Annotated in this window: 19 protein-coding genes and 1 pseudogene; 7 read left to right on the top strand and 13 right to left on the bottom strand. The window is 34.9% G+C overall.

Going from position 1 to position 21,740, the window contains the following annotated elements; genetic code table 11:
• Positions 1-2 precede the first annotated feature (2 nt).
• The 4 genes and pseudogenes from fabD to K412_RS21870 form a co-directional block, all read right to left on the bottom strand.
• Positions 3-1,271, bottom strand: a complete 1,269-nt coding sequence (gene fabD / locus K412_RS0112725; RefSeq protein ID WP_024833470.1) for an ACP S-malonyltransferase — start codon at positions 1,269-1,271, stop codon at positions 3-5.
• A gap of 16 nt (positions 1,272-1,287) precedes the next feature.
• Positions 1,288-3,864, bottom strand: a complete 2,577-nt coding sequence (locus K412_RS0112720; protein WP_024833469.1) for a non-ribosomal peptide synthetase — start codon at positions 3,862-3,864, stop codon at positions 1,288-1,290.
• 310 nt (positions 3,865-4,174) lie between these two features.
• The gene (locus tag K412_RS0112715; RefSeq protein WP_024833468.1) at positions 4,175-5,950 is read right to left on the bottom strand and encodes a MutS-related protein; all 1,776 of its coding nucleotides are present in this window, start codon (positions 5,948-5,950) and stop codon (positions 4,175-4,177) included.
• Between the two features lie 481 nt (positions 5,951-6,431).
• A pseudogene (locus tag K412_RS21870) lies at positions 6,432-6,569 on the bottom strand (ATP-binding protein); the annotation flags it as partial.
• 92 nt (positions 6,570-6,661) lie between these two features.
• Between K412_RS21870 and K412_RS0112710 the strand changes: the two are divergent.
• Genes K412_RS0112710 through K412_RS0112700 form a run of 3 tightly spaced genes read left to right on the top strand, consistent with a single transcriptional unit; the run spans position 6,662 to position 7,768 of the window.
• Positions 6,662-7,057, top strand: a complete 396-nt coding sequence (locus K412_RS0112710; protein ID WP_024833467.1) for a hypothetical protein — start codon at positions 6,662-6,664, stop codon at positions 7,055-7,057.
• Positions 7,039-7,350 carry a hypothetical protein gene (locus K412_RS0112705; RefSeq protein ID WP_024833466.1) on the top strand — a complete coding sequence of 104 codons (312 nt, stop codon included), beginning with the start codon at positions 7,039-7,041 and terminating at the stop codon, positions 7,348-7,350. Before K412_RS0112710 ends, K412_RS0112705 begins: the two co-directional genes overlap by 19 nt.
• Complete coding sequence (locus K412_RS0112700; protein WP_024833465.1) at positions 7,340-7,768, top strand: helix-turn-helix transcriptional regulator; 429 nt, start codon at positions 7,340-7,342, stop codon at positions 7,766-7,768. The genes K412_RS0112705 and K412_RS0112700 overlap by 11 nt, the downstream gene beginning before the upstream one ends.
• A gap of 100 nt (positions 7,769-7,868) precedes the next feature.
• Here the strand turns inward: K412_RS0112700 and K412_RS0112695 are convergent, their stop codons facing one another.
• Both K412_RS0112695 and K412_RS0112690 read right to left on the bottom strand, forming a co-directional pair.
• A complete protein-coding gene (locus K412_RS0112695; protein WP_024833464.1) occupies positions 7,869-8,447 on the bottom strand; it encodes a VanZ family protein in 579 nt (192 codons plus the stop codon).
• Between the two features lie 81 nt (positions 8,448-8,528).
• On the bottom strand, positions 8,529-8,936 hold the full coding sequence (locus K412_RS0112690; protein WP_024833463.1) for a hypothetical protein: 408 nt from the start codon (positions 8,934-8,936) through the stop codon (positions 8,529-8,531).
• Between the two features lie 361 nt (positions 8,937-9,297).
• Here K412_RS0112690 and K412_RS0112685 point away from each other — a divergent pair, with 361 nt between their 5' ends.
• Positions 9,298-9,594 (top strand): hypothetical protein, encoded by a 297-nt coding sequence (locus K412_RS0112685; RefSeq protein ID WP_024833462.1) that lies wholly within the window; start codon positions 9,298-9,300, stop codon positions 9,592-9,594.
• Positions 9,595-9,642: 48 nt separating this feature from the next.
• Here K412_RS0112685 and K412_RS20760 read toward each other — a convergent pair whose 3' ends face one another.
• The 4 genes from K412_RS20760 to K412_RS0112670 all read right to left on the bottom strand — a co-directional run bounded on the left by K412_RS20760 (position 9,643) and on the right by K412_RS0112670 (position 12,863).
• The gene (locus tag K412_RS20760) at positions 9,643-10,488 is read right to left on the bottom strand and encodes a replication initiation protein (RefSeq protein WP_242835691.1); all 846 of its coding nucleotides are present in this window, start codon (positions 10,486-10,488) and stop codon (positions 9,643-9,645) included.
• Between the two features lie 31 nt (positions 10,489-10,519).
• On the bottom strand, positions 10,520-11,194 hold the full coding sequence (istB, locus tag K412_RS20755; protein WP_117385199.1) for an IS21-like element helper ATPase IstB: 675 nt from the start codon (positions 11,192-11,194) through the stop codon (positions 10,520-10,522).
• The gene (istA, locus tag K412_RS0112675) at positions 11,191-12,423 is read right to left on the bottom strand and encodes an IS21 family transposase (RefSeq protein WP_024831761.1); all 1,233 of its coding nucleotides are present in this window, start codon (positions 12,421-12,423) and stop codon (positions 11,191-11,193) included. Before istA ends, istB begins: the two co-directional genes overlap by 4 nt.
• Before the next feature lie 86 nt (positions 12,424-12,509).
• Positions 12,510-12,863 (bottom strand): PDDEXK family nuclease, encoded by a 354-nt coding sequence (locus K412_RS0112670; RefSeq protein WP_024833461.1) that lies wholly within the window; start codon positions 12,861-12,863, stop codon positions 12,510-12,512.
• Between the two features lie 326 nt (positions 12,864-13,189).
• On the opposite strand from K412_RS0112670, the gene K412_RS0112665 reads away from it, so the two are divergent.
• From K412_RS0112665 to K412_RS0112655, 3 genes are all read left to right on the top strand, one after another.
• On the top strand, positions 13,190-13,606 hold the full coding sequence (locus K412_RS0112665; RefSeq protein WP_024833460.1) for a hypothetical protein: 417 nt from the start codon (positions 13,190-13,192) through the stop codon (positions 13,604-13,606).
• A gap of 34 nt (positions 13,607-13,640) precedes the next feature.
• The gene (locus K412_RS0112660; protein WP_024833459.1) at positions 13,641-14,291 is read left to right on the top strand and encodes a hypothetical protein; all 651 of its coding nucleotides are present in this window, start codon (positions 13,641-13,643) and stop codon (positions 14,289-14,291) included.
• Between the two features lie 313 nt (positions 14,292-14,604).
• A complete protein-coding gene (locus tag K412_RS0112655) occupies positions 14,605-15,831 on the top strand; it encodes an IS256 family transposase (RefSeq protein WP_024831416.1) in 1,227 nt (408 codons plus the stop codon).
• Between the two features lie 379 nt (positions 15,832-16,210).
• Here K412_RS0112655 and glmS read toward each other — a convergent pair whose 3' ends face one another.
• The 3 genes from glmS to K412_RS0112640 all read right to left on the bottom strand — a co-directional run bounded on the left by glmS (position 16,211) and on the right by K412_RS0112640 (position 21,740).
• Positions 16,211-18,037 (bottom strand): glutamine--fructose-6-phosphate transaminase (isomerizing), encoded by a 1,827-nt coding sequence (gene glmS / locus K412_RS0112650; RefSeq protein ID WP_024833458.1) that lies wholly within the window; start codon positions 18,035-18,037, stop codon positions 16,211-16,213.
• 687 nt (positions 18,038-18,724) lie between these two features.
• Positions 18,725-20,074, bottom strand: coding sequence for a phosphoglucosamine mutase (gene glmM / locus K412_RS0112645; protein ID WP_024833457.1), 1,350 nt, complete (start codon positions 20,072-20,074; stop codon positions 18,725-18,727).
• 79 nt (positions 20,075-20,153) lie between these two features.
• Positions 20,154-21,740, bottom strand: coding sequence for an NAD(P)/FAD-dependent oxidoreductase (locus K412_RS0112640; protein ID WP_024833456.1), 1,587 nt, complete (start codon positions 21,738-21,740; stop codon positions 20,154-20,156).

The following is a 21,740-nucleotide window of genomic DNA, read 5'->3' as shown; positions in this document are numbered from 1 at the left end:
GACTAAAGAATACTGAAATCAATAAACAATTCTGCTGTTCCCGTTTCATTGAAAATCTGTTCAAACCTTTCCTTTTGCTCAATTTCAGGAACTTTCTTTGTCTTGAAAACAGATTTTAGCATATTTAAAGCACTTATCATTTCATCATAGGTTGGCTCTCTATTCTCACTCTCAATCTTCTCTCTCATTGATTTAATCTGTCTATATGGATTAATTACCCCAGCTGTGTACTCCTCGTCATTCCAGTTATAATTCCTTGTACAGACTGCGATTGCAAGACACCTGTCAACAACATTAGTTTTATTACTTGTTTTATTATTTTTTTCTTTATTCATAACTGAAATAAATTCCTTAAGTGACTGCACATCAGCGTTTCTATCAAATGAATATGTCTTTATCTCGGGAGCATTCTTTCTCATTAAGTTTTTCAATACAGTTTTGGGCTGCATCTCCACAGCAACTTCTACACCTTTGTCACGTAAATATTCCATGGACTGTTTCCACATAACGGGACTTATAATCTGAAGTTTGAGCTTATTTACAATTTCTTTTTCTGATTCGTATGGAAGTGCTGTTACGTTTGAAATAACAGTTCTCTTCATCTGGTTGTAGTTATATTTCACAAGTTCTTCACTAAAGTCGGAAGCTGCCGGATTCATAAGAGGGCTGTGAAAAGCAGCACTAACCTTTAAAAAAGTAGCAGTCCCACCTTCACCCACCAACAAGTCACAAGCTTTCTCTACATTTTCTTTATGTCCGGAAATAACTATCTGATCTTTTGAATTAATATTAGATAAAACAACAATTTTTCCATCCTGCGATGCCTTCTTGCACATTTCCATAAGTGCCTCCTGGGACACACCACTTACTGCAGCCATAGTGCCGGGAGCTTTAACTCCTGCTTCCTTCATTAATTCTCCTCTTTTTCTGACAAGTTTTAAACCGTCAGAAAAACTGATGGCATCACTAGCTACCAACGCTGATATCTCTCCTAGACTATGTCCAGCAAGACAAGATGGTTCTAGCCCAATTTCCTGCATATATGTACGAAAAGCGGCAATGCTGACAGTAAGAATAGCCGGCTGTGCATTTTGTGTCTCTGTCAGTTCATCTTTGTTCCCCTCGAAGCATAACCTTTTAATATCAAAACCAAGTACATCGTTTGCTTCCTCAAATGTCTGTCTTGCGATGCTTGACCTCTGGTACAAGTCAGAGCCCATACCAACATATTGTGAACCTTGACCCGGAAATAAAATTGCTGTCTTAATCATATTTTATTCTCCTTAATTAATACTTGTTAATCAATGAATTAATTATATGTATATACTGGTTTACTATTTGCTCAATTCCTTCTTTTTTCAGCCTTGCAGCATTGTACTCGCAAAAGATGTTGATAGAATCTTCGTAATCTTCTATCCTGACAACCATATCAAAGACTTCCATCAAATCAACATTTGCCTTAAGGCTACTCTTAGAATATATTAGAGGAAATATTGAATGCTGAGTCTTGTTTATACAAGCTTGTACCATATCTTCAAAGTTCACACCGCTGCCGGAACTTTCTCTTCGTGCCTGATTTACTTCTTTGAGCAAATCAGAAAGTTCAAATGAATTTGAAAAGTCAACTCTGACATTATTTATAACCTGATTTTTATTAAACAAAGATTGTATATCCAGCAGTCTGACCCCTGAAACCTGAGATATAGCAAAAGCGTACAACAATAGTAATATATCCTCTGTTTGAACTCCTTCAATTTTAGATATATTTCTCATTTTGTAACAAGACTCTTCGTTTAAAGTGAAGCTAATTTCCTGCTGTGTATTCCACGGATAGTTTTCTGATGCGTTAACAAAGAATCTCTCTGGAAGTTCCAGCGTTTTGACAGACGATGTTGACTCTTGCTTAGATATAGTTTTATATATATGCTGAGCCAATTTTCTTACTGTAGGAACTTCAAATGGATCTGTAACGTTTATTGCATCTGGATAATCAGCTTCTATTTGTGACAGCATTTGTACCATCAAAGAAGAGTTTCCCCCGATTTCAAAAAAGTTGTCATTTACACCTATGTTTTCCACATTTAATACACCAGACCATATTTTAATCAGTTTTTCTTCTATCTCATTTACAGGCACATCTACCTTTATATCTTTAATAGCTTCATCTACAAGCTGTTTCAGCTGACCTATGACATCGTCGAAGCACCCGTCTGTATATTCTTTTGCAAGCTTATATCTTTGAATTTTTCCGCTTGTAGTCTTTGGTAATTTTCTTAGCGGTATAACATCTCTCACTTCTATACCTAGCTGTCTGCCTATCAACTTCTTAACATTTAATAAAATGTCAACAAAATCTTCATTCTTCCCCTTAAACACTGTAAAAATAACTACATCTTCTTTTTGCTGTTCCTCGTTGTAAACGCCGCATGCAGCTACTCCACCGAATTCTACCCCTTCTACCTTTTCTGCTATTCTATCTATGTCATGAGGATAATAATTCTGTCCATTTATAAAAATTATGTCCTTTTGTCTTCCTGTTACCACCAAGCGTCCGCCATTTAAAAAGCCTAAGTCGCCTGTTTTCAGCCACCCATCCTTTGTTAATGCATTATCGGTAGCCACTTGATTCCTGTAGTATCCAGAAGTAACATTTTTTCCCTTGATTTGAATCTGTCCTACGCAGCACTCTTCAAGCACATTGTCTGCCTCGTCACAAATCCTTACACTGCAATCATCCACAGGGAAACCAACATTTACTAACGTCACACAGTTAATATCACTTTTATCTGCTTCAATAATTTTGTCACCGATATTTAGATGTCTGCGGTCGAGATTTACTTCAATGAATTCTTCACCCGGTATCGGAAAAGTAGCAGCAACCGATGCTTCTGCAAGACCATACACTGGGAAAATAGCTGTTTTCTGAAGTCCGTGTTCTTTCATTTTCCCAAGAAATTCTCTGCATAATTCTGCTGATATAGGTTCTGCACCGTTATATATGATTTTTATATGAGATAAGTCCCAATCCTTAAAATTGTCAGGTTTATAAAATGAGAGCAAATATCTATATCCAAAATTAGGAGATGAAAGTATATTAACTTTATGCTCATGGGACTTTTTCAACCAAAGTGAAGGACGCCTGATGAATAGAGATGTAGGCATAATATATTGATTAATTCCTGCAACCAAAGGCAGCAGATGAGAACCTATCATACCCATATCGTGAGTAAGTGGCATCCACGTTAACATAGAATCTTCCGGCCCTGTACCAGAACATCTGATAGCCGCGTAGATATTTGCTATCAAATTACTATGTGTAAGCACAACACCCTTAGGGTCACCAGTTGAACCAGATGAAAACTGTATAAAAGCAATATCGTTTTCTTGAGGTCTGAGAACATTTCCAGGCTCTATGCTTTGCAATTCATCAGTGAATAGGGCTTTGTTCTTAATTGAAAACATACTTTCACTCAACCCGTTCTGTTGTGTGAAGTTTTCCAAAACTTTGAATGTTTTTTTAGTTGTCGCAATATACGGGTTACTTAATATATCGATTATTCTGAAAAGCTTCAGTCTATGTTCTTCATTGTTACCTACAGTAACGGGAACGGGTATTATTTTTCCAAGAAGACATGCCCAGAACATAAAAATATAATCTTTGTTATCATCAATTTGAAGAATAAGCTCATCGCCGGGCTTCAAACCCTTTGAATTAAGGTAACCTAAAATACCTACAGCTTTTTCATAAAGTTCTTTATACGTTACGAAATTCTCTTCAACATCACTTGATATGAATGTGACACCTTTATTGCTATCATTGCTCCTTGTTTGTATAGCTTGAACCAAATCAGTAAATCTAGTCATTTTTTCCCCCTAATCAACGAAAAAATTTACGTAACCATACATATGAACTGCAATTATATCTACAAATTTAGTTACCGACTTCATATACTTTCTTCAAATTAGTTAAAGTATCTTTGGCTTATCTATTATTTAATTATTAATGCTGTACTGATGTTCATAGGAGTTTAATGTATAACTAGTTTAGGAAAAATTAATAGTGATGATATACTTGTATGCTTATACCTAAAAGAATTTATGGGCAGCATCGAATTAAAAAGGAGTTGCTGCCCAGGCCTAACCTAATTTATGCCTCTTGTTTGGGCGTACTTTTCTATAAAGAATCTTTGTGATATATCTTATCATAAACTTCATTTATTTCATTCATTTCAACCAAATGATTAATTTGACGGCGCTCCAGTAATATGCCCATAATTTTATCAATACTGATACCATGTCTTAGTGCAATATCTCTTGCATAGCTTAATCCACTAGGTGCTCCTTGAGTTATCTTGTAAGTTCTCTTAGCTGAATCGCTACTTGAACTTTCTTTTACAACTCTTGAAACCAAACTGACTATAGTGCTGTCCCCAGGTATTGATGAATTTATGACATCAAGGTCCGTTGCAAGTTCATGAACATGTGTTGTAATAATAGCACGTGTACCAAGCATTTTTAGCCCTAATAGTACTTCCCTGGTTATAAAAAGTGCTTCAGTAGAACTGGTACTGGAAAAAGACTCATTCAAAAGTATCATACTATGTCTAGTAGCCTGGCAGAATATTTGATTGAGCCTATTGCACTCTTCCGCCATACGTCCCATATTTGAATCAAAAGTCTCTTCTACTGGAAAATGCGTAAACAAACTATCCACCGGGCTTATTTCTGCCTGTATTCCCGGAACAAAAACGCCTAACTGAAACAGAATCTGAACCAATCCTATGGATTGAATATAAGTAGTCTTACCTCCCTGATTCGGTCCAGTTAACACAAATATTCTTCCTTGATCATCAAAAGATATATCATTTGATACTATGGTGTTTCCCAAATCTGCCTCAGGATTTCTATCATGTATATTTAAAGCAAGAATAACATTATAACTACTCTTAACTGTACATACACGTCTTTCGATTTCAGCAACTTTTGGTTTGCAAACCGCTAATCCACTAGCCTTTAGTTTTCTTATCAGTTTTACTGCTCCCAGCAAGTAACAAAACTCTGGTAATAACTTAGTTAAAAATGCAGTGTTTGTATTAAGATATTTGTTTACTACCGGAACCATAGGACGAACCACTGACTTTATAAGACTTTCAAGATTGCTGTTTAAAGCCTTTAAAAAATAATCATATTTCTTGTCTCCTGCCAGTAATGTGTCCGCCATTACTCTATCTGAATTAGCATTTTTATTTATCTTATATAGTGGGGTAATCCCAGTTAACTTATCTTCGCCTGTAAATTTACCTGAAATACGGTCAAAAAAGCTTTGCTCCTTATATGGCTGGTCATTTAATGATACTAAGACAGCTTCTTTTGGATAAAGCATTGAATCAAGGTTAATACCGATTGTAACACTGGAAATGTTACTTACTCCAAGTCTCAGCTTCGGAAGTTCAGCGCATAAAGAAATAAAAGACTCCTCATTTGTAATTTCATCAATTAAATTAAGAAGCTCTTTCAGTCCCTTGGATGTTATGCTACTCTTGAAGTTTACCAACAGATTTTTCAACTCGTCGATACATTGTACAAATACACCTAGTTCAGAAATTCTTTTAACTGTCTGAAGCAAATTCATATCTTCGAATTGATTTCTTGCGATGATGCTAGTCAATTCATCTATCATTGGTATTAAACCTTTTATCCCGTCCTCAAGACCAGGATTGTTTACTAAATCTTCTATTATATCTAAACGATATTGTATAGTTGAAGGATCTGAAGTAAAATTTGAAAGCAATGTATCAATACTTAACTTATGGTAATTATCAATACTCATCTCTGAAGCGATTCTCTCAATATCTAAATCGTTTATAACGTTTGTGTTCTCTTTATCAAAACAACTGTTTTCACACTTATCTGGCCATAATAAACTTATACTATACTTATTAGTAATCAACAGATATCCCTCTTCTCATCAATCAGTCTTCAGTCTCTATTTATCTATTTATTTATCTATTTATTAATACTATTTTTTAACATTTTGTTTACTTATATCATGTTTAAATTTAAAATAACAAATTAAGAAAATCTTCTAAAATTTGTTTTGCTCCTACTAAAAAATCGCACATATTCTCTTTTATGTAAATATTATGTGAATCATTATAACTAAATATATATTTAATGTCAATTTTTTCTTCATATTTTACAAAATATTGTCGTTATGTGTATTTAATTGTACTTTTATGTAAAATATGTTATTGATAATCCTTATAGAAAATCTGTTGAATATTCAAAATGAGGCTATCGCAAAACAGAAACAGGTTAAAAAGATAAAAATTAGTTTTGCGACAGCCTCGTCTATTATTTTACCATTGTCAATGACGTTTCGATTTTGTAATTTTATAGCGTTTAAATTTTGCTGTTTTATGGCAAAAAAATTATTCCTTAGTCTTAAATAATGTATTTACCATTGTGGTACTTCCTGTCATCATCTCCTTTCGTTCCTTTAGACGATAACTTTCACCTTTAATACTTACAACTTGACAATGATGTAGAATTCTGTCAAGAATAGCGGAGGCATGCTTCATACACTCGCCGTTAGGCAGAACACAAATGTTCTACTCACAAGAACAAAGAGCTATTAAGAAAAGCTACAGAAGCCAAGAGTTTGAGCGATAAGGCTTTGAAAGAAGCTGAAATGGCAAGGAAACAAGCAAAGGCAGAAGCAGACCGAGCCGAAAGGGTATTACAGCAGGCTAGAAAGGAAGAACATGAACGGTATAAGGAACAAGAAAAGACACGAAAAATTGAAGAACAGGCTAAAAGCTCTAAAATGGCATATAAAAGCCTTTTTATTGGTAACGGCATATTTTTTACTATTACCCTTGCCTTTTTAATGGCTTATAACAAACGTAGTGTGTTTACAGAGGTATTGAAATGGTTTCCAGACCGCTTTAATAATATCAAGGGTGTCGCTTTATGGTCCAAGCGAATTTACATAGGAGCTGCCACACTGATAAACGAGCATTGGAAGTTGTCGGTAGTATGGTGTTATGTGATATAAGCCTGGTATCTATTGCCCTTCTTTTAGCTTTATTCTTCCTTTTGAGGTTGGCATTTGAGGAAATAGCTTATAAAATACAAGCAATTAAGCGGCAGTACAAAGATGGAGTTTTTAAAGGGATTATATCTGCTGACATTACACTTTCTCTTTTATTTGTATGCCTATGGTTTTATGAACCAATACGGCACGTTTTATCTCTCAATATCTTTTCAGTGTGGCTGCTACTTTCATTTATTGGATGTGCAGCATGGAACAGCAAAGAGATTATAGGAGGTCTAAAAGATGGATACTAAAGAACTTCTAACCGTCAAAGAAGTAGCCGAGATTTTAGGGGTGTCTGTTCAAGCAATTTACAACCGACTTGAAACTGATTTAAAGCCATATTTAAAAATTGTGAACGGCAAAAAACGACTTAATAAGACGGTTTTGCAGTATATAACTCCAAAACAAAATTCAAGTGATTTTAAAGAAGATGTAAAAATTTTTAAAGAAGTTTTAAACATACTTGAAAAACAAAACGAACAGTTAAGCAAAGAATTAGAGATAAAAAATGAGCAGATTAAAGAACTTAACGCTAGGCTTGCCGAAGCTCACAAGATGGCTAACAATGCACAGCAATTACATTGTGTAGACAAAGCATTAGAACTACAAGCTCCAGTAAAAGACGAACCGAAGAAACAAAGACTAATTTCAAGAATATTAAAACGATAAATCCAAAAAGCCTTGGGTGGATCTGCGGAGCAATCCACCCAAGGCTTTTTGGATTATTGACAATGGCCAAGGTAATTATAGCTATATAAAGATTATTTTATTATATTTCTTTATTCGATGTATAAGTGAGACGATTTTGAACAAGAAACTTATAAAAAACTGATTTTTTAAAAAGAAAATAACCTAAAGTAAATCCAATAGTGTTTAATATAACATCATCTATATCTGTAATCCTGTATGTGATACCAATAATAAATGATATTAAAAACTGTAAAAACTCAATTGTAACCGAAGACAGAATACCTATAGTAATAGCCCTCTTAAAATTGTCGTACTTTTGAAATATCACAGGTACAAAGCATCCTAATGGAACCATTAAAAGAATATTACCAAATAGTTGTTTTAGAATAGTAGTTTTATTTTGAGTTTTTATTATTCCGATTATGTCCTTAAATGGTATATAATTGTTTTTCAAAAACGAAGATTCTTTTAATAGTTGAATATCTAATTTTCCCACTGGTATTGGGAATAAAGTAATAGAAATAGTAGCTACAATATAAAAATAAAACATGAATAAAATAAAATGTTTTTTAAAAGAAAAATTTCTTTTTATTCCTATTATTAAGATAATTATATAAAAAGCAATAGAAATTACTTGTATTATGGAAGCTTTTAGCATAGTATTATCTCCTTAATATTGGATATAATAAGAGCAAGCACAGAAAATATATTTGTGCATTGCTCTTTTATTAGTATTTTATTAATAATTTTCGAAAACTACTGTTTGATTTGATGATGAACCTGCATCTAATGTAACTCCGTCTATTGCTTTAGATAAACAAACATAATATTTTCCTTTTCCTACATTAGACCATTTTGCTGTGTCAGTAGTATCTCTTTTTAACGCAACTGTTCCAATTGTATCGTCTGTGAAGAAATTAGACCTTTTTAAGGTTACGTTATAGGTTTTATTATCTTTATGTACAAAAGGAGATGAAATTGCTGTTGCAGTAAACCTTATATTCGTTCCCTCAAAACTTCTTGTTTCGCCTGTTAACGTACTATCAAAGGAAAAATAGGTCTTATAGCTACTTGCAAACACAAATACCGACAATAACATAACTGATAAAAGTAAGGTTGATGTTGCTGTTAAAATTTTGTTTTTCATTTTTTGCCTCCATTAAAGTTAGTTTTTCTAATAATTGTATTTTATTTACAATTATTGTCAAGTTATAACTTTCAAAAACTATCACTGTGCCCTTTAAATAAGCCTTGCAAAAATATTCCATGATGCTATAATTTTTCTAGGGAAAATTAAATAGTTGCTATGATTTCTAAGTGCTACCAACACTTAGAAACTCATGCAGGTGCATAACCACCCACACGTATGGACTTTCGTCCACCACAGCAACCAGTTTTATTATACTTGATTTATCTTTTTATGCAAATATAAACAAGTGCGTGTAGGGTTATACCTATTCGCACTTGTTAATTTTCCCTCCATTTTTTCTTTTGGAGGGAAATCATATATGTTTTTTAGTTATTCGGAGGATAGTTTAAAAAAATCCAAAAGCTTTTTTATATCATGTATTGAAGATAGAATTAACGAACTAAGCACGGAGTATAATCAATCTGTTCAATACTCCGACTTTTATAAACAATACAATGAAGTTCTAAAGAAGTTAGAACAAATATTATCCCAGGAAGCGTTTGCTTTAATTCTACAACTTGACAGTCTGTATGAAAAGCTCTCAGTAGACTATCAAAATTTCTTCTATGAACAAGGATTTATGGATTCCCGTATTCTTTCAAATTTTTTTAAATAGGTAATCATCGGTAGTAACGCAACACCCTTATTAATATTTTAAAGCCGGTTATGGCTTATTTGTAAAGAATGTACTCCAGTATTCGTCAGAATACTCCCTTTGCTCAAAATTATCCCTGTTTGAAAGCTTATCTTTGTTTGATTTAATCATAACAGAAACACTTTCAGGTGTCATTTTGTGTTTGAAAGCATAAATCAGAGTACCTATTTTTTTAGCTACGTTTTTTTCGTTGTTTTTTATAACATTAACATATTGTTGTAGCAGTTCCAAATCAATATCATTTGCCTTTATAACTTTAACAAGTTCGGCTGCATCCACTTCTATAGGTTTAAGGATTTTTGCTATTTCTTCTAGCTCAACAACCTCTATAACAGCATCAATTGTCAATTGTTCTGTTGTTGCTAAAATCTCACTGGCTGCTGATATTTCTTTTATCCTTGGTTTTGGCTTTTGTTTAACAAAAAACTTGATTGTCATCGTTTTCTTGCCTTTGTTTGTGGTTGTATAGTCCAGTATTATATCCGTTTTATCCGAGTTGATTTCCTCAAGAGCAGGAGTTAAAACCTTATGTCGCAATACTCCAAAGTCATTGTAATTATTTTCTGTTCCTGTAAGTTTTCTAAATTCTTCAATAGTCATTTCTGGTATTTGCGCTTTTTGATACCTTATAGCCATTTCATAAAGAATAATTGCATATTTCCCTTCAAGACCTTTAAGCATCATTAAATCAAGAGTTGTATAAAAAGTGTTATCTATTAAGGCTTGTCTCACTTGATGGGGCAATTCTACTACTAATTGGCTCCCCTTTTTTTCAGCTCCAGATATAAGTCCAAAAACCGCCCAATCTCCATTATTTTTAATTGTTTCAACATCTATTTTCCTTAATTTTTTTATTTCATTTTTTAGACGTATATCGTCCTTACTATTAATACCCGAGAGCTTTTTTAATAGTTATATCTGAGAATACTTCATTCCATGCTGAAAAAGCTTTATTTGAAGTAAATATGGTTGTATTTCTTTCATATCGTTTGGCTATTAATTGAAAAAATAAGTTTGCACCTTGAATATCCATTGGAAGATATCCAATTTCATCAATGATTAGTACCTTGTATTTGGCAAAGTTCTTCAATCGTTCCTGAAGTCTATTTTCATAATGGGCTTTGTTCAACTGCGTAATTAAGTTATGGCAGTTAATATAATAAGTGGAATATCTATGCTCTGCAGCAATCATTCCAAGTGCTACAGCAAGATGTGTTTTGCCAACACCAGGAGTACCTAGAAAAACAACATTTTCTTTATTTTCCACAAAGCGCATGGTCGCAAGTTCCATGATCTGCTCTCTGTTAATGCTAGGTTGAAAATCAAAGTCAAACATGTCAAGTGTCTTTTTATATGGAAATCCTGACATTTTAATTTGATTTTCCACAGCTCTTGATTTCTTTGACTTGGCTTCTTCTGTGAAAATATGATCTAAGATATCGACGATATTTCTCTTTTCATGAATGGCTTGCTCTAAGTAATTATCAATAATCGTAAGTGTATTTCTCATTCCTAATGTTTCAAGGTTGTTCTTGATTCTTTCGTAAGCTAGTTCACTCAAAATGTTACTCCTCCCATCAGCTCATCATACTGTTTAAGAGAATGTTTTGGAGATGGAAAATCTACAATATCTGGATTATGTAGAAGTGTGTTTTCTATATCAAAACTCTGTTTAACCAACATTGTTTTATAGTGTTCTTTGTTGACGTTTAAGGTGTTTTTACTGTATGATAATTTATGAATTGATATTTGTTTTCCTTGAAAATATGCAGCTAACATATTTTGAAGGACAATGACTGCCACATCTTTGCCTACATATTCTGCTGGTACAGAATACTTATTACCGGCATAGCTGATAAGGCAGTCTTTTTCAACTCTTCGAAGATTAATTTTGTCTATTATGTATTCTCTTTTTAATGGAGATAACATCTCATCTCTCAATCGATCAATAGGACGTTCATTGGTAGTTCCATGAACCTTGCTGTTAACCTTATTACACCATGCATACGCCTGTCCATTTAAGTCATCGAGAGAAGCGTATTTTATACCTGTCATAAAGTTGTCTCTAACATATGCAACGGTTCGTTCTACTTTTCCTTTTGTCTGTCCGCGATATGGTCTACATAGAACAGGCTTATATCCATAAAATCCTGCAAAATCTTCAAACTGTCTATTGAGTTCACTGTCAGCTTGTTTTAATAATCGCTTTACAACAACTTGTTTCATATTGTCGTATAATATTTCTTCAGGATATCCTCCAAAATATCGAAAAGCATTTACATGACAACGTATTAGTGTTGAAGTACTCATATCTGTTACAAATTCAATATATCTCATTCTAGAATACCCTAAAACCATGAGAAAACAGTAAAGCTTTTTATATTCTCCATTTTCCAGTACCTTATAGTTTTCAAAGAATCCCCAGTCAACCTGTCCCTGAAGTCCAGGCATCGTTTCAAATCGGACAGTGGCTTTTTGATTTAAGTCCTGTTTTTTTGATGAAACATACTCACGGACTATGGTATATTTGCAGTTACAGCCTTGTTCTAGAAGCTTTTCATGAATTCTTACTGCACTAAATGGTGCTTCTTCTAGCCATAAATCGATCTGGTGCTTGTAAGAGTCTAATTTAGAAGGTTTGGGACCAGTAAGCTGATAGACAGGTTTTATATCTGATTCTGCATATTTCTTTGCAGTACGTGGATCCATATGATATTTCCTTGCAATCTCTGTGTAAGATAATCCTTTCTTGCGATCATTTCGTATTTCCATCCAGTAGTTTCCTTTCATTCTTTGTACACCCCAAGTTTTATTTGAAGTGTATCACAAGTTATTTTGTTACCACCATATACATACAAAATTTAACCGCTGTTTTCTTACATTTTATCACCGTCATTGACAGGAACATCGTTCTTATTATTCTGCGGATGCTTAATACCAAGCTTGTCCGCAATCCTCATGGTATCCTCCAGATTCATGGGGTATTGCTCTCGTATATCTGTTACATCATCGGCCCATTCAAGTAAATAGAAGTATCTCAACTCGTTATTAGACAAAAAATGGCAGACCCGATTAGATTTCCAACCAGGCTGCCTTGAGCTGAATCCGTCAGAAGGGAAGTCATGTATAGTAATCCATGGCTTGTAGTCTTTTCCTACACCTTGACCCCGTCCCTCGCTAATATATTTTTTTAATTTATTTTCATCCCAATTAAGGTTATACTTACTCATATTAAATCCTTCTTATACCATAATAATAGTAATTGTACCACAAAATGTAAAACTATATTTATAGTCTCTATAAAAATGTATTTTAAAATACCTTTCTATAAATTTTTATTGTACTATTATTTTCATAATAACTATAAGTCAAACTCTGTTTTTGCAAAATTTGTATAATTATTATAAATATTTACAAATATTACAATGTGTATTGAATATCTAATTTAAATCATTTATACTTGGTTTGTAAAATCATGATTTTATTTACTATTTAAGATATTAGTTATCAAAACGACTTAAGGCACCATAAAAATCAATTCATTGGGAGGTTATCAATGTATCAGGTAATACCAAAAGATGATTCGTATAAGGACTTGTTATCATCAGTAGTTTCAATTTATAAAATAGTACACCATAAAGGTTTTTTGCACAGCTATTTTTCCGAAGAAAACTTTAAAACAAAGTTTTACAGTTCCAAAAGAATTTTGCAAGCAGCAGTTAATCTTTACTGTGAAGGTTATGTTGATTCTATCTTTTATTTTATTATTGAGCTAGAATTCAACAAAGCTGTTAATCAGAATCCCCCTATCTCTGAGGAAGAACTATGCGAACTAACATTAGCAAAAGTATTGGTAAAATACATAAGGGAAAAAAACTCTGATGCCATATATGATTTGATTGGCTATACCTGTACTGGTTCTACAAGATTTGAACTTGTACCAAACACAGATTGGGCTGATAACCCAATATAAGAATTTATAAATGAAAAATGAAAAGAGGAAATTCATGAAAAATAAAATTACTAAATTGTTTAGCATTTTTCTCGTTATTTCGTTGTTAATTTTATCTAACATTCCTGCATTTGCAAATGAGAATACTTCAATTAACACGAACAATGATGTAAAAATAATTAATGTTGATATTAATAAGTATCCAAGCTTTGACATTAATAACTACGAGGAGTATAAGCCGATACTTGAGAAATACGGTATATCTGAGGATGAAGTAATCGCAATATTACCAATTTCTCAAGGTAATTTACAAGATAAAAATGGTAATAAAATTACTCCAGGTGAGGATAGCACTACAAGTATTCAAAGTAACGCTAGTACCGCAAGTGTTCCTGCTGGAGTACTAGTTTTAACAGGTACATTTGTATCGCCTTATCAATGGAATCTTACTGTATTAAATGTAGGTATACTAAATGTTTCAGATATAGAAGCTGATGTTATACTTATTAACTATGCTCTTGTTGGCACTACTCATGGACCAATAATAAACTCCCAAAGATATCTTGGAGCATTAGGAAAATTTGGATCTATTACTGAAAAGTATTCCTCAGGTGGTTACGTAATTGATGTAGCTGTAACAACTGTTACTGGAATAACAGACACAGGCGAGTATTTTACTATGGGAGGAACTCAAACTAGGCAGTAACCAATAAGCCGTATTAAAATACTCATCTGCTTGTATTTTCTATAATGATATGATTTATAGTCAACATTACATAGATAGATTATTAATTGGAATCAAGTCTTATATAACCCGTATTTTTAATGACGTATTATACGCGACTTGTAGAACAGGAGTGTCATAAAACGACTTGAAAAATAGTCGATTGATGCTCTTTTCTTTTTATTAACTTTTATTTATTAATAAGAAGATGTTGAAAAATTCTGAGCCTGTGAAGAAAAGTCTGTAAAATCAGCTTTCTATGATAAAATCAAATTATCATAGGAGGCTATTTTTTATGGCAAGAAGAAAGAATTCGATGAGCGAAGGAAAAAAGAACATTATTGCATCCCTACTTCAAGAGTATGACATCAAGACTGCAGAAGACATCCAGGAAGCACTTAAAGACTTGTTAGGGGGTACCATTCAGAGCATGTTGGAAGCCGAGATGGATCAGCATTTAGGCTATGAGCCATACGAACGTTCCAATAACACCAATTACAGGAACGGAAAAAAATCCAAATCAATACAAAGTACATATGGTAAGATGGAAATTGACGTTCCACAAGATCGAGAATGTTCCTTTGAGCCACAAATCGTGAAGAAGCGTCAAAAGGATATCTCAAGCATTGACCAAAAGATCATTGCTATGTATGCAAGAGGTTTGACAACTCGCCAGATCTCTGACCAGATCGAAGAAATCTACGGATTTGAAGTTAGTGAAGGCATGGTATCCGATATCACAAACAAACTGCTTCCAGAAATTGAGGAATGGCAACAACGTCCACTATCCAGCGTTTACCCAATTGTATTCATAGATGCTGTGCACTTTTCTGTTAGGGACAACAATGTCATCAAGAAGCTGGCTGCATACATCATTCTTGGAATCAATGAAGAAGGCCAAAAGGAAGTGTTAAGCATTCAGATAGGCCAAAATGAAAGCAGTAAATATTGGCTTAGTGTCCTAAATGAACTGAAGAACCGTGGAGTCAAGGATATTCTTATACTTTGTGCAGATGGCCTGAGTGGCATCAAGGAATCCATTGCTGTAGCTTTTCCGGAAACAGAGTATCAACGCTGCATAGTCCATCAGGTAAGAAACACACTAAAATATGTTGCAGACAAAGATAAGAAGGAGTTTGCTAATGACCTGAAGACAATCTACCATGCCCCTACAGAGGAGACCGGATATGAGCGTATGATGCAAATTACGGACAAGTGGCAGGACCGTTATCCTAACGCCATGAAGAGTTGGTCTACGAACTGGGATATCCTAAGCCCGATTTTCAAGTTTTCTACGGATGTTCGCAAGGTAATCTACACAACCAATGCTATAGAAAGCCTGAACAGCACATATCGTCGTCTGAATCGTCAAAGAAGCGTATTTCCAAGTGACACAGCCCTCTTAAAGGCCCTATATCTAGCAACCTTTGAGGCAACCAAGAAGTGGACTATGACTCTCCGTAACTGGGGTAAAGTCTACGGTGAGTTGTCCATCATGTATGAGGGCAGGCTTCTGCAATAAAATCAGGACAATCAAAAACACCCTTTTGGAAGGGTGCTATTGACATGCCATTAATTTACTATTATATTGTAGACAAGTTATGAAAGCCAGCATCTGGCCTTCACAACTCTAATAAAATTATCATAGAAAGCTATTTACAGAGATTATTTCACACACTCAAAATTCTTTATAAACAGCCATCGACAACAATGTCTATAGACAATCTGTATTACAAATATTCATTTTACTTATAAAGTAAAAAGAGATATAAGGTCTGATTTTTTAAAACAGATCTTATATCTCTTTAAAACTTCACTACTTTTTTATTAATTCCACTACTTTTTTATAAATTCTAAAACTTTTTTATGATTCCTCAATTCCCCACTTCACCACATTACCCTTACTCCACCGTTACACTCTTGGCAAGATTCCTTGGCTTATCTACATCACAGCCCTTTTCTATAGCCATATAGTAGGCAAATAACTGAAGCGGAGTAACTGCTGAAATCGGAGCAATTAGTGAGTCCACGTCTGGTATTGTTATTACAGTATCTGCTGTCTTTCGAAGTTCTTCTGCATGCTTTTCCTGTGTAATAGCAAGAACCACGGCACCTCTGGCCTTAACTTCACGGATATTGCTTACCATTTTATCAAACAGGGTATCCTGAGTCATTGGGCAAACAACAAGAGTTCCCTTTTCAATAAGTGCAATAGTTCCATGCTTCAATTCACCACCTGCGTATGCCTCTGAGTGAATGTATGAGATTTCTTTCAGCTTTAAGGAGCCTTCCAATGAGAGAGCATAGTCAAGGCCTCTTCCAATAAAGAATATACTCTTGGCATTGTAATGCTGATGAGCAAATTTCTGTATATCTTCCTTATTCTCAAGAATCTTTTCAATATCCTCAGGAATTTCCTTTAGCTGATTTAGAATAGTGTCAGCTTCCTCTTTTGTAATTGTACCCTTTTTAAGTCCAAGCTCAAGAGCCACCATATAAAGAGCAGTCAACTGTGTATTGTACGCTTTTGTTGATGCTACAGCAATTTCCGGCCCTGCCCATGTGTATAGAACATCATCTGAATCACGAGCAATAGAGCTGCCTACAACATTAACTATAGAAAGAATTCTTGCTCCCCTTTTCTTTGACTCACGGAGTGCAAACAAGGTATCCAGAGTTTCTCCCGACTGGCTTATTATTATTGTCATATTCTTATCAGAAATAAGTGGATCACGGTAACGGAATTCAGATGCAACATCTACCTCTACCGGTATTCTGCAAAGCTTCTCTATAATGTATTTTCCTATAACACCTGCATGATATGCTGTTCCACAGGCAACTATATATATTTTTTCCAGTTTATTTATATCATCCTCAGTAATTGTAACATTATCAAGAACCAGTTCTCCGTCCTTTATTCGAGGATTTATAGTATCCTTTATAACCTTTGGTTCTTCATACATTTCCTTCATCATAAAATGCTCATAGCCGCCCTTTTCAGCAGCTTCCACATCCCAATTCACCTTAAAAACCTCTTTATCAACAGGAGCACCAAGGCTATTGAATACCTGCACGCTGTCTTTTGTGAGAATAGCAACTTCCTTATCTTCAAGAATATAAATATTTCTTGTATATTCAAGAATTGCAGGAATATCCGAAGCAATGAAGTTTTCACCTTCTCCAAGTCCGATAATCAAAGGACTGTCTTTTCTTGCACATACAAACATATCCTCATCATCCTTGCAAATAACTCCCAGCGCGTAGGACCCTTCAATTTCATCAATTACCTTCATTACAGCATCTACAAGGTCTCCATCATAGTAATATTCCACCAGGTGCGCAATAACTTCAGTATCAGTCTCAGATTTAAAAACATACCCCTGACCTTTTAAAAACTCTTTAATTTGCATATAGTTTTCAATAATTCCGTTATGGACAACAACTATTTCACCTGACTGGCTTATGTGAGGATGTGAATTAACATCGTTAGGCTCTCCGTGAGTAGCCCATCTGGTATGACCAATTCCCATGCAACCGATTAACTTCTCAGATTCAAGCTTTTCCTCCAAACATGCAAGTCTTCCCTTGCACTTGATAACCTTTAAAACTCCGCCCTCATTAACAGAGACGCCTGCTGAATCATATCCTCTGTATTCAAGCTTTGACAATCCATTTATAAGAACAGGTACTGCTTTTCTATTTCCAATATATCCAACTATTCCGCACATATTAATTCTCCTTTTACATTTGTCGGTTTACATAATTATTCCTTGTTGCAATGGTTAAAGCCTAAATAAACTTTTTCAAACACTCTTTACCCTAAAAAGACACACTTCTCCCTTAGTACACAAAAATAGCGTAAGTAGACAAATATATACTTATTCTATATATACTCATCCGTAGAAGGCCTTTATGACATAAAAATTCCGCAACAAGGGCAAAGCTAAAAAACCTTCTCAATTACAAAAACAATATTAAATTTTTATATATAATGAATTTTATAAGATATGATACAGGATTAGTTACATGAGACCATTTTGTTCTTGCAGTCGCCTGCAAGTTTTGTTTTGTCTCTCTCGACCGTAACAGCCGGAAGGTATCCGCCGAATCTTTCGATACGACACACATTGGTTTGTGCATCGCTTCCTTCTCCTCGTCAACAGACTTATAAAAAATCTGTCCTGGCGCCTTTTTAATTCAATTTAATCCCGCCTCTATTTTCACCCCCTCAGCATCCAACTATTTCTAAAATCCATTCACATATATACTACAATATATTATATATGCTGCAAAATTGTCAACACAATTCATAGTTTTTTAACTTTTATGGGTAATTGTACTAAATACTTTAACAATCAAAAAAGCAAAAAAAAGAAGGGCGGAAAAAATCCCCACTCCTCCTATTATGTATACCTTTATGACAATCTTCCTTCAATAACTCTTACAAGTTCCTTTGCACGTCTGGTAATAACATCCTTATTCTTGCCTTCAATCATTACCCTAACCAAAGGCTCAGTTCCTGAAGGCCTTATAAGAACCCTTCCTTCTCCCTTGAACTCGTCCTCAAGCTCCTTACACATCTTCTTGATTACTTCGTCATCAAGGTATTTATATTTCTTTTCATTTGTTACCTTTGCATTTATCAATACTTGGGGTAATATCTGCATTACTCCTGCAAGCTCCGAAAGCTTTTTGCCTGATTCCTTTAGAACCTTCAAAAGCTGAACGGCAGTTAAAAGACCATCACCTGTAGTGTTATGATCCAGGAATATAATATGGCCAGACTGCTCGCCCCCAAGCATATATCCCTTATTGAGCATTTCTTCCAGAACGTATCTATCTCCAACCTTTGTTTTCTCAATATTAAGGCCATTATTTTTAGCCATAATATCAAGTCCCATGTTACTCATAACCGTTGCCACAATTGTATTTTGAGACAGCATACCTTTTTCCTTCAGATATAAGCCGATAATAGCCATTATCTGGTCTCCGTCTACAATATTACCGTTTTCGTCAACAGCAAGAACTCTGTCTGCATCACCGTCAAAAGCAAGACCTATATCAGCTTTAATCTCCTTTACATAGGCCTGAAGCTGCTGCATATGTGTAGAACCGCACCCGCTGTTAATATTTGTTCCGTCAGGTTCATTATTTATAACACTTACATCAGCCTTTAAATCAAGCAATGCCATTGGAGCTGCTTGAAATGATGCCCCATTTGCACAATCAATTGCTACCTTTATTCCTTCAAGATCACCTGTAATAGTTCCCTTTATAAAGTTTACGTAATCTTCAAGAGCATTTTCCTGATAGCATTTAAAACCAATATTCTGAGCTACCGGTTTAGGCAAATCTTCACCGTCATTTAATATAATTTCTTCAATTTTATCCTCGATAGCATCAGGTAATTTATATCCATTGGAATTAAAAAACTTTATTCCATTATATTCAAAAGGGTTATGTGAAGCTGAAATAACAACACCTGCATCGGCATCATACTGTCTTGTAAGGTACGCTATTGCAGGAGTTGGAATTACTCCAAGGCTGACAACCTGAGCTCCCACAGAGCAAATTCCAGAAATCAGTGCGGCTTCAAGCATATCCCCTGAAATTCTTGTATCCATACCAACCAGAATTTTAGGTGTGTGCTTGGTTTCTCCGGTAAGTACGTAAGCGCCTGCCTGGCCAAGCTGATATGCAAGTTTTGGAGTCAATTCAAGATTTGCAACACCTCTGACCCCGTCAGTTCCAAATAATCTTCCCATTTTATCCTCCAAGTTCCATTTATTTCGAATTTAACTTTCATATTATAATATATCATTTTTTAATATGTTATTAATAGTGTTATTTCGGAATTGAATAAGTTTTAATAATTTGTTCTGCTATCCGTATTCCATCTACTGCAGCACTTACTATTCCCCCTGCGTAACCTGCTCCCTCTCCTGCAGGATAAAGTCCCTGCAAATCAATACATTCAAGCTTATCGTTCCTTGGAATTCGCACAGGGGATGATGTTCTTGTTTCAACACCTGTAAGCAATGCATCTTTCATGCCAAAGCCTTTTAGTCTCCTATCAAAATAGCTTATTGACTGTTTCATACTATCCGTCACATAATTGGGAAGACAATCATTGATATTGGCACAGCGGGTTTCACCAGTGTAGCTTGGCTTTACACTGCCAATTCCTCCTGTCCTTCCCTCCAGAAAATCTTCAAGTCTTTGCACGGGAGCACTATTATTACTTCCCCCTGTTTCAAAAGCAAGCCTTTCCCATTTTCTTTGAAACTCGATTCCCGCAAGAGGATGTTGACTTCCAAAATCTCCAGGCCCTACGGAAACAACCAAGGCACTGTTAGCATTATCTTTATCCCTTTTGAATTCACTCATACCATTGGTAACTATAGTGTCTGTTTCAGAAGCTGAGGCTACAACTACTCCGCCGGGACACATGCAAAAGGAATATGCTGTACGCTCTTGAAATTTGCAGAAAAGCTGATAATCCGCGGGACCTAATGCAGGATGTCCTGCCGCCTCGCCATATTGTGCCCTATTTATAAGTTCTTGAGGATGTTCTATTCTCACCCCAATTGAAAATGGCTTCTGTACAAAAGTAATACCCCTTCTATACAACATTTCAAAGGTATCCCTTGCACTGTGCCCTATGGCCAATACTACAGCATTTGTGTCTATAAATGAGTTGGTGTTTGTGCTGACCCCACAGATTTCTCCATTTAGAGTCTTCACATCTACCATCTTAGTGTTAAAAAGAACTGTTCCCCCAAGACGTTCAATTTCCTTTCTCATTTGCACTACAATATTCTTTAGAATATCAGTTCCAATATGGGGTTTTGCTTTGTACATTATTTCATCAGGTGCACCCAAACGATGAAATTCCCTAAGAACCTTTTCGCACCTAATATCATTTATTCTTGTTGTAAGCTTTCCATCAGAGAAAGTACCTGCCCCTCCTTCACCGAACTGTACATTGGTTTCGGTATCAAGGTTTCCGCCATTCCAATAAGCAGTGACCTTTTGGGTACGCTCACTTACATCTCCCCCTCTTTCAATTACAATAGGCCTGTAACCGTTTTGGGCAAGGACTAATGCACTGAAAAGGCCGGCAGGACCGGTTCCTACCACAAGAGGTCTTCCTAACATTGGTTTATTTCCGGGAAATAATTTTTCCTCCTGTAATTCCTCAAGAATTCGAATATCATTATCGACCGGAATTTTCACATTATCATTAAGCTCACATGAAACTGAGTAGACAAAACGTATGCCAGGTTTTTTCCTGGCATCTATTGACTGTTTAACAATTTTTATATTTTTAACTAAACTGTTGTTAATTTTTAGCTTTCGAAGCACCTGATGTTCAAGTTCCTTTTGTCCTCCATCAAGTGTTGTTACCAAATTTGAAATTAGAATTTTCAT

It is taken from the genome of Ruminiclostridium josui JCM 17888 (assembly GCF_000526495.1).
GTDB classification, from domain to species: Bacteria; Bacillota; Clostridia; order Acetivibrionales; family DSM-1351; genus Ruminiclostridium; species Ruminiclostridium josui.
This window is presented reverse-complemented; position numbering and strand designations above follow the sequence as displayed.

Excerpts from the sequence above, each read along its gene's own strand:
- fabD (WP_024833470.1), bottom strand. The coding sequence starts at position 1,271 with ATGATTAAGACAGCAATTTTATTTCCGGGTCAAGGTTCACAATATGTT.
- K412_RS0112720 (WP_024833469.1), bottom strand. The coding sequence starts at position 3,864 with ATGACTAGATTTACTGATTTGGTTCAAGCTATACAAACAAGGAGCAAT.
- K412_RS0112705 (WP_024833466.1), top strand. The coding sequence starts at position 7,039 with ATGGTGTTATGTGATATAAGCCTGGTATCTATTGCCCTTCTTTTAGCT.
- K412_RS0112700 (WP_024833465.1), top strand. The coding sequence starts at position 7,340 with ATGGATACTAAAGAACTTCTAACCGTCAAAGAAGTAGCCGAGATTTTA.
- K412_RS0112695 (WP_024833464.1), bottom strand. The coding sequence starts at position 8,447 with ATGCTAAAAGCTTCCATAATACAAGTAATTTCTATTGCTTTTTATATA.
- K412_RS0112690 (WP_024833463.1), bottom strand. The coding sequence starts at position 8,936 with ATGAAAAACAAAATTTTAACAGCAACATCAACCTTACTTTTATCAGTT.
- K412_RS0112685 (WP_024833462.1), top strand. The coding sequence starts at position 9,298 with ATGTTTTTTAGTTATTCGGAGGATAGTTTAAAAAAATCCAAAAGCTTT.
- istA (WP_024831761.1), bottom strand. The coding sequence starts at position 12,423 with ATGAAAGGAAACTACTGGATGGAAATACGAAATGATCGCAAGAAAGGA.
- K412_RS0112670 (WP_024833461.1), bottom strand. The coding sequence starts at position 12,863 with ATGAGTAAGTATAACCTTAATTGGGATGAAAATAAATTAAAAAAATAT.
- K412_RS0112665 (WP_024833460.1), top strand. The coding sequence starts at position 13,190 with ATGTATCAGGTAATACCAAAAGATGATTCGTATAAGGACTTGTTATCA.
- K412_RS0112660 (WP_024833459.1), top strand. The coding sequence starts at position 13,641 with ATGAAAAATAAAATTACTAAATTGTTTAGCATTTTTCTCGTTATTTCG.
- K412_RS0112655 (WP_024831416.1), top strand. The coding sequence starts at position 14,605 with ATGGCAAGAAGAAAGAATTCGATGAGCGAAGGAAAAAAGAACATTATT.
- glmS (WP_024833458.1), bottom strand. The coding sequence starts at position 18,037 with ATGTGCGGAATAGTTGGATATATTGGAAATAGAAAAGCAGTACCTGTT.
- glmM (WP_024833457.1), bottom strand. The coding sequence starts at position 20,074 with ATGGGAAGATTATTTGGAACTGACGGGGTCAGAGGTGTTGCAAATCTT.
- K412_RS0112640 (WP_024833456.1), bottom strand. The coding sequence starts at position 21,740 with ATGAAAATTCTAATTTCAAATTTGGTAACAACACTTGATGGAGGACAA.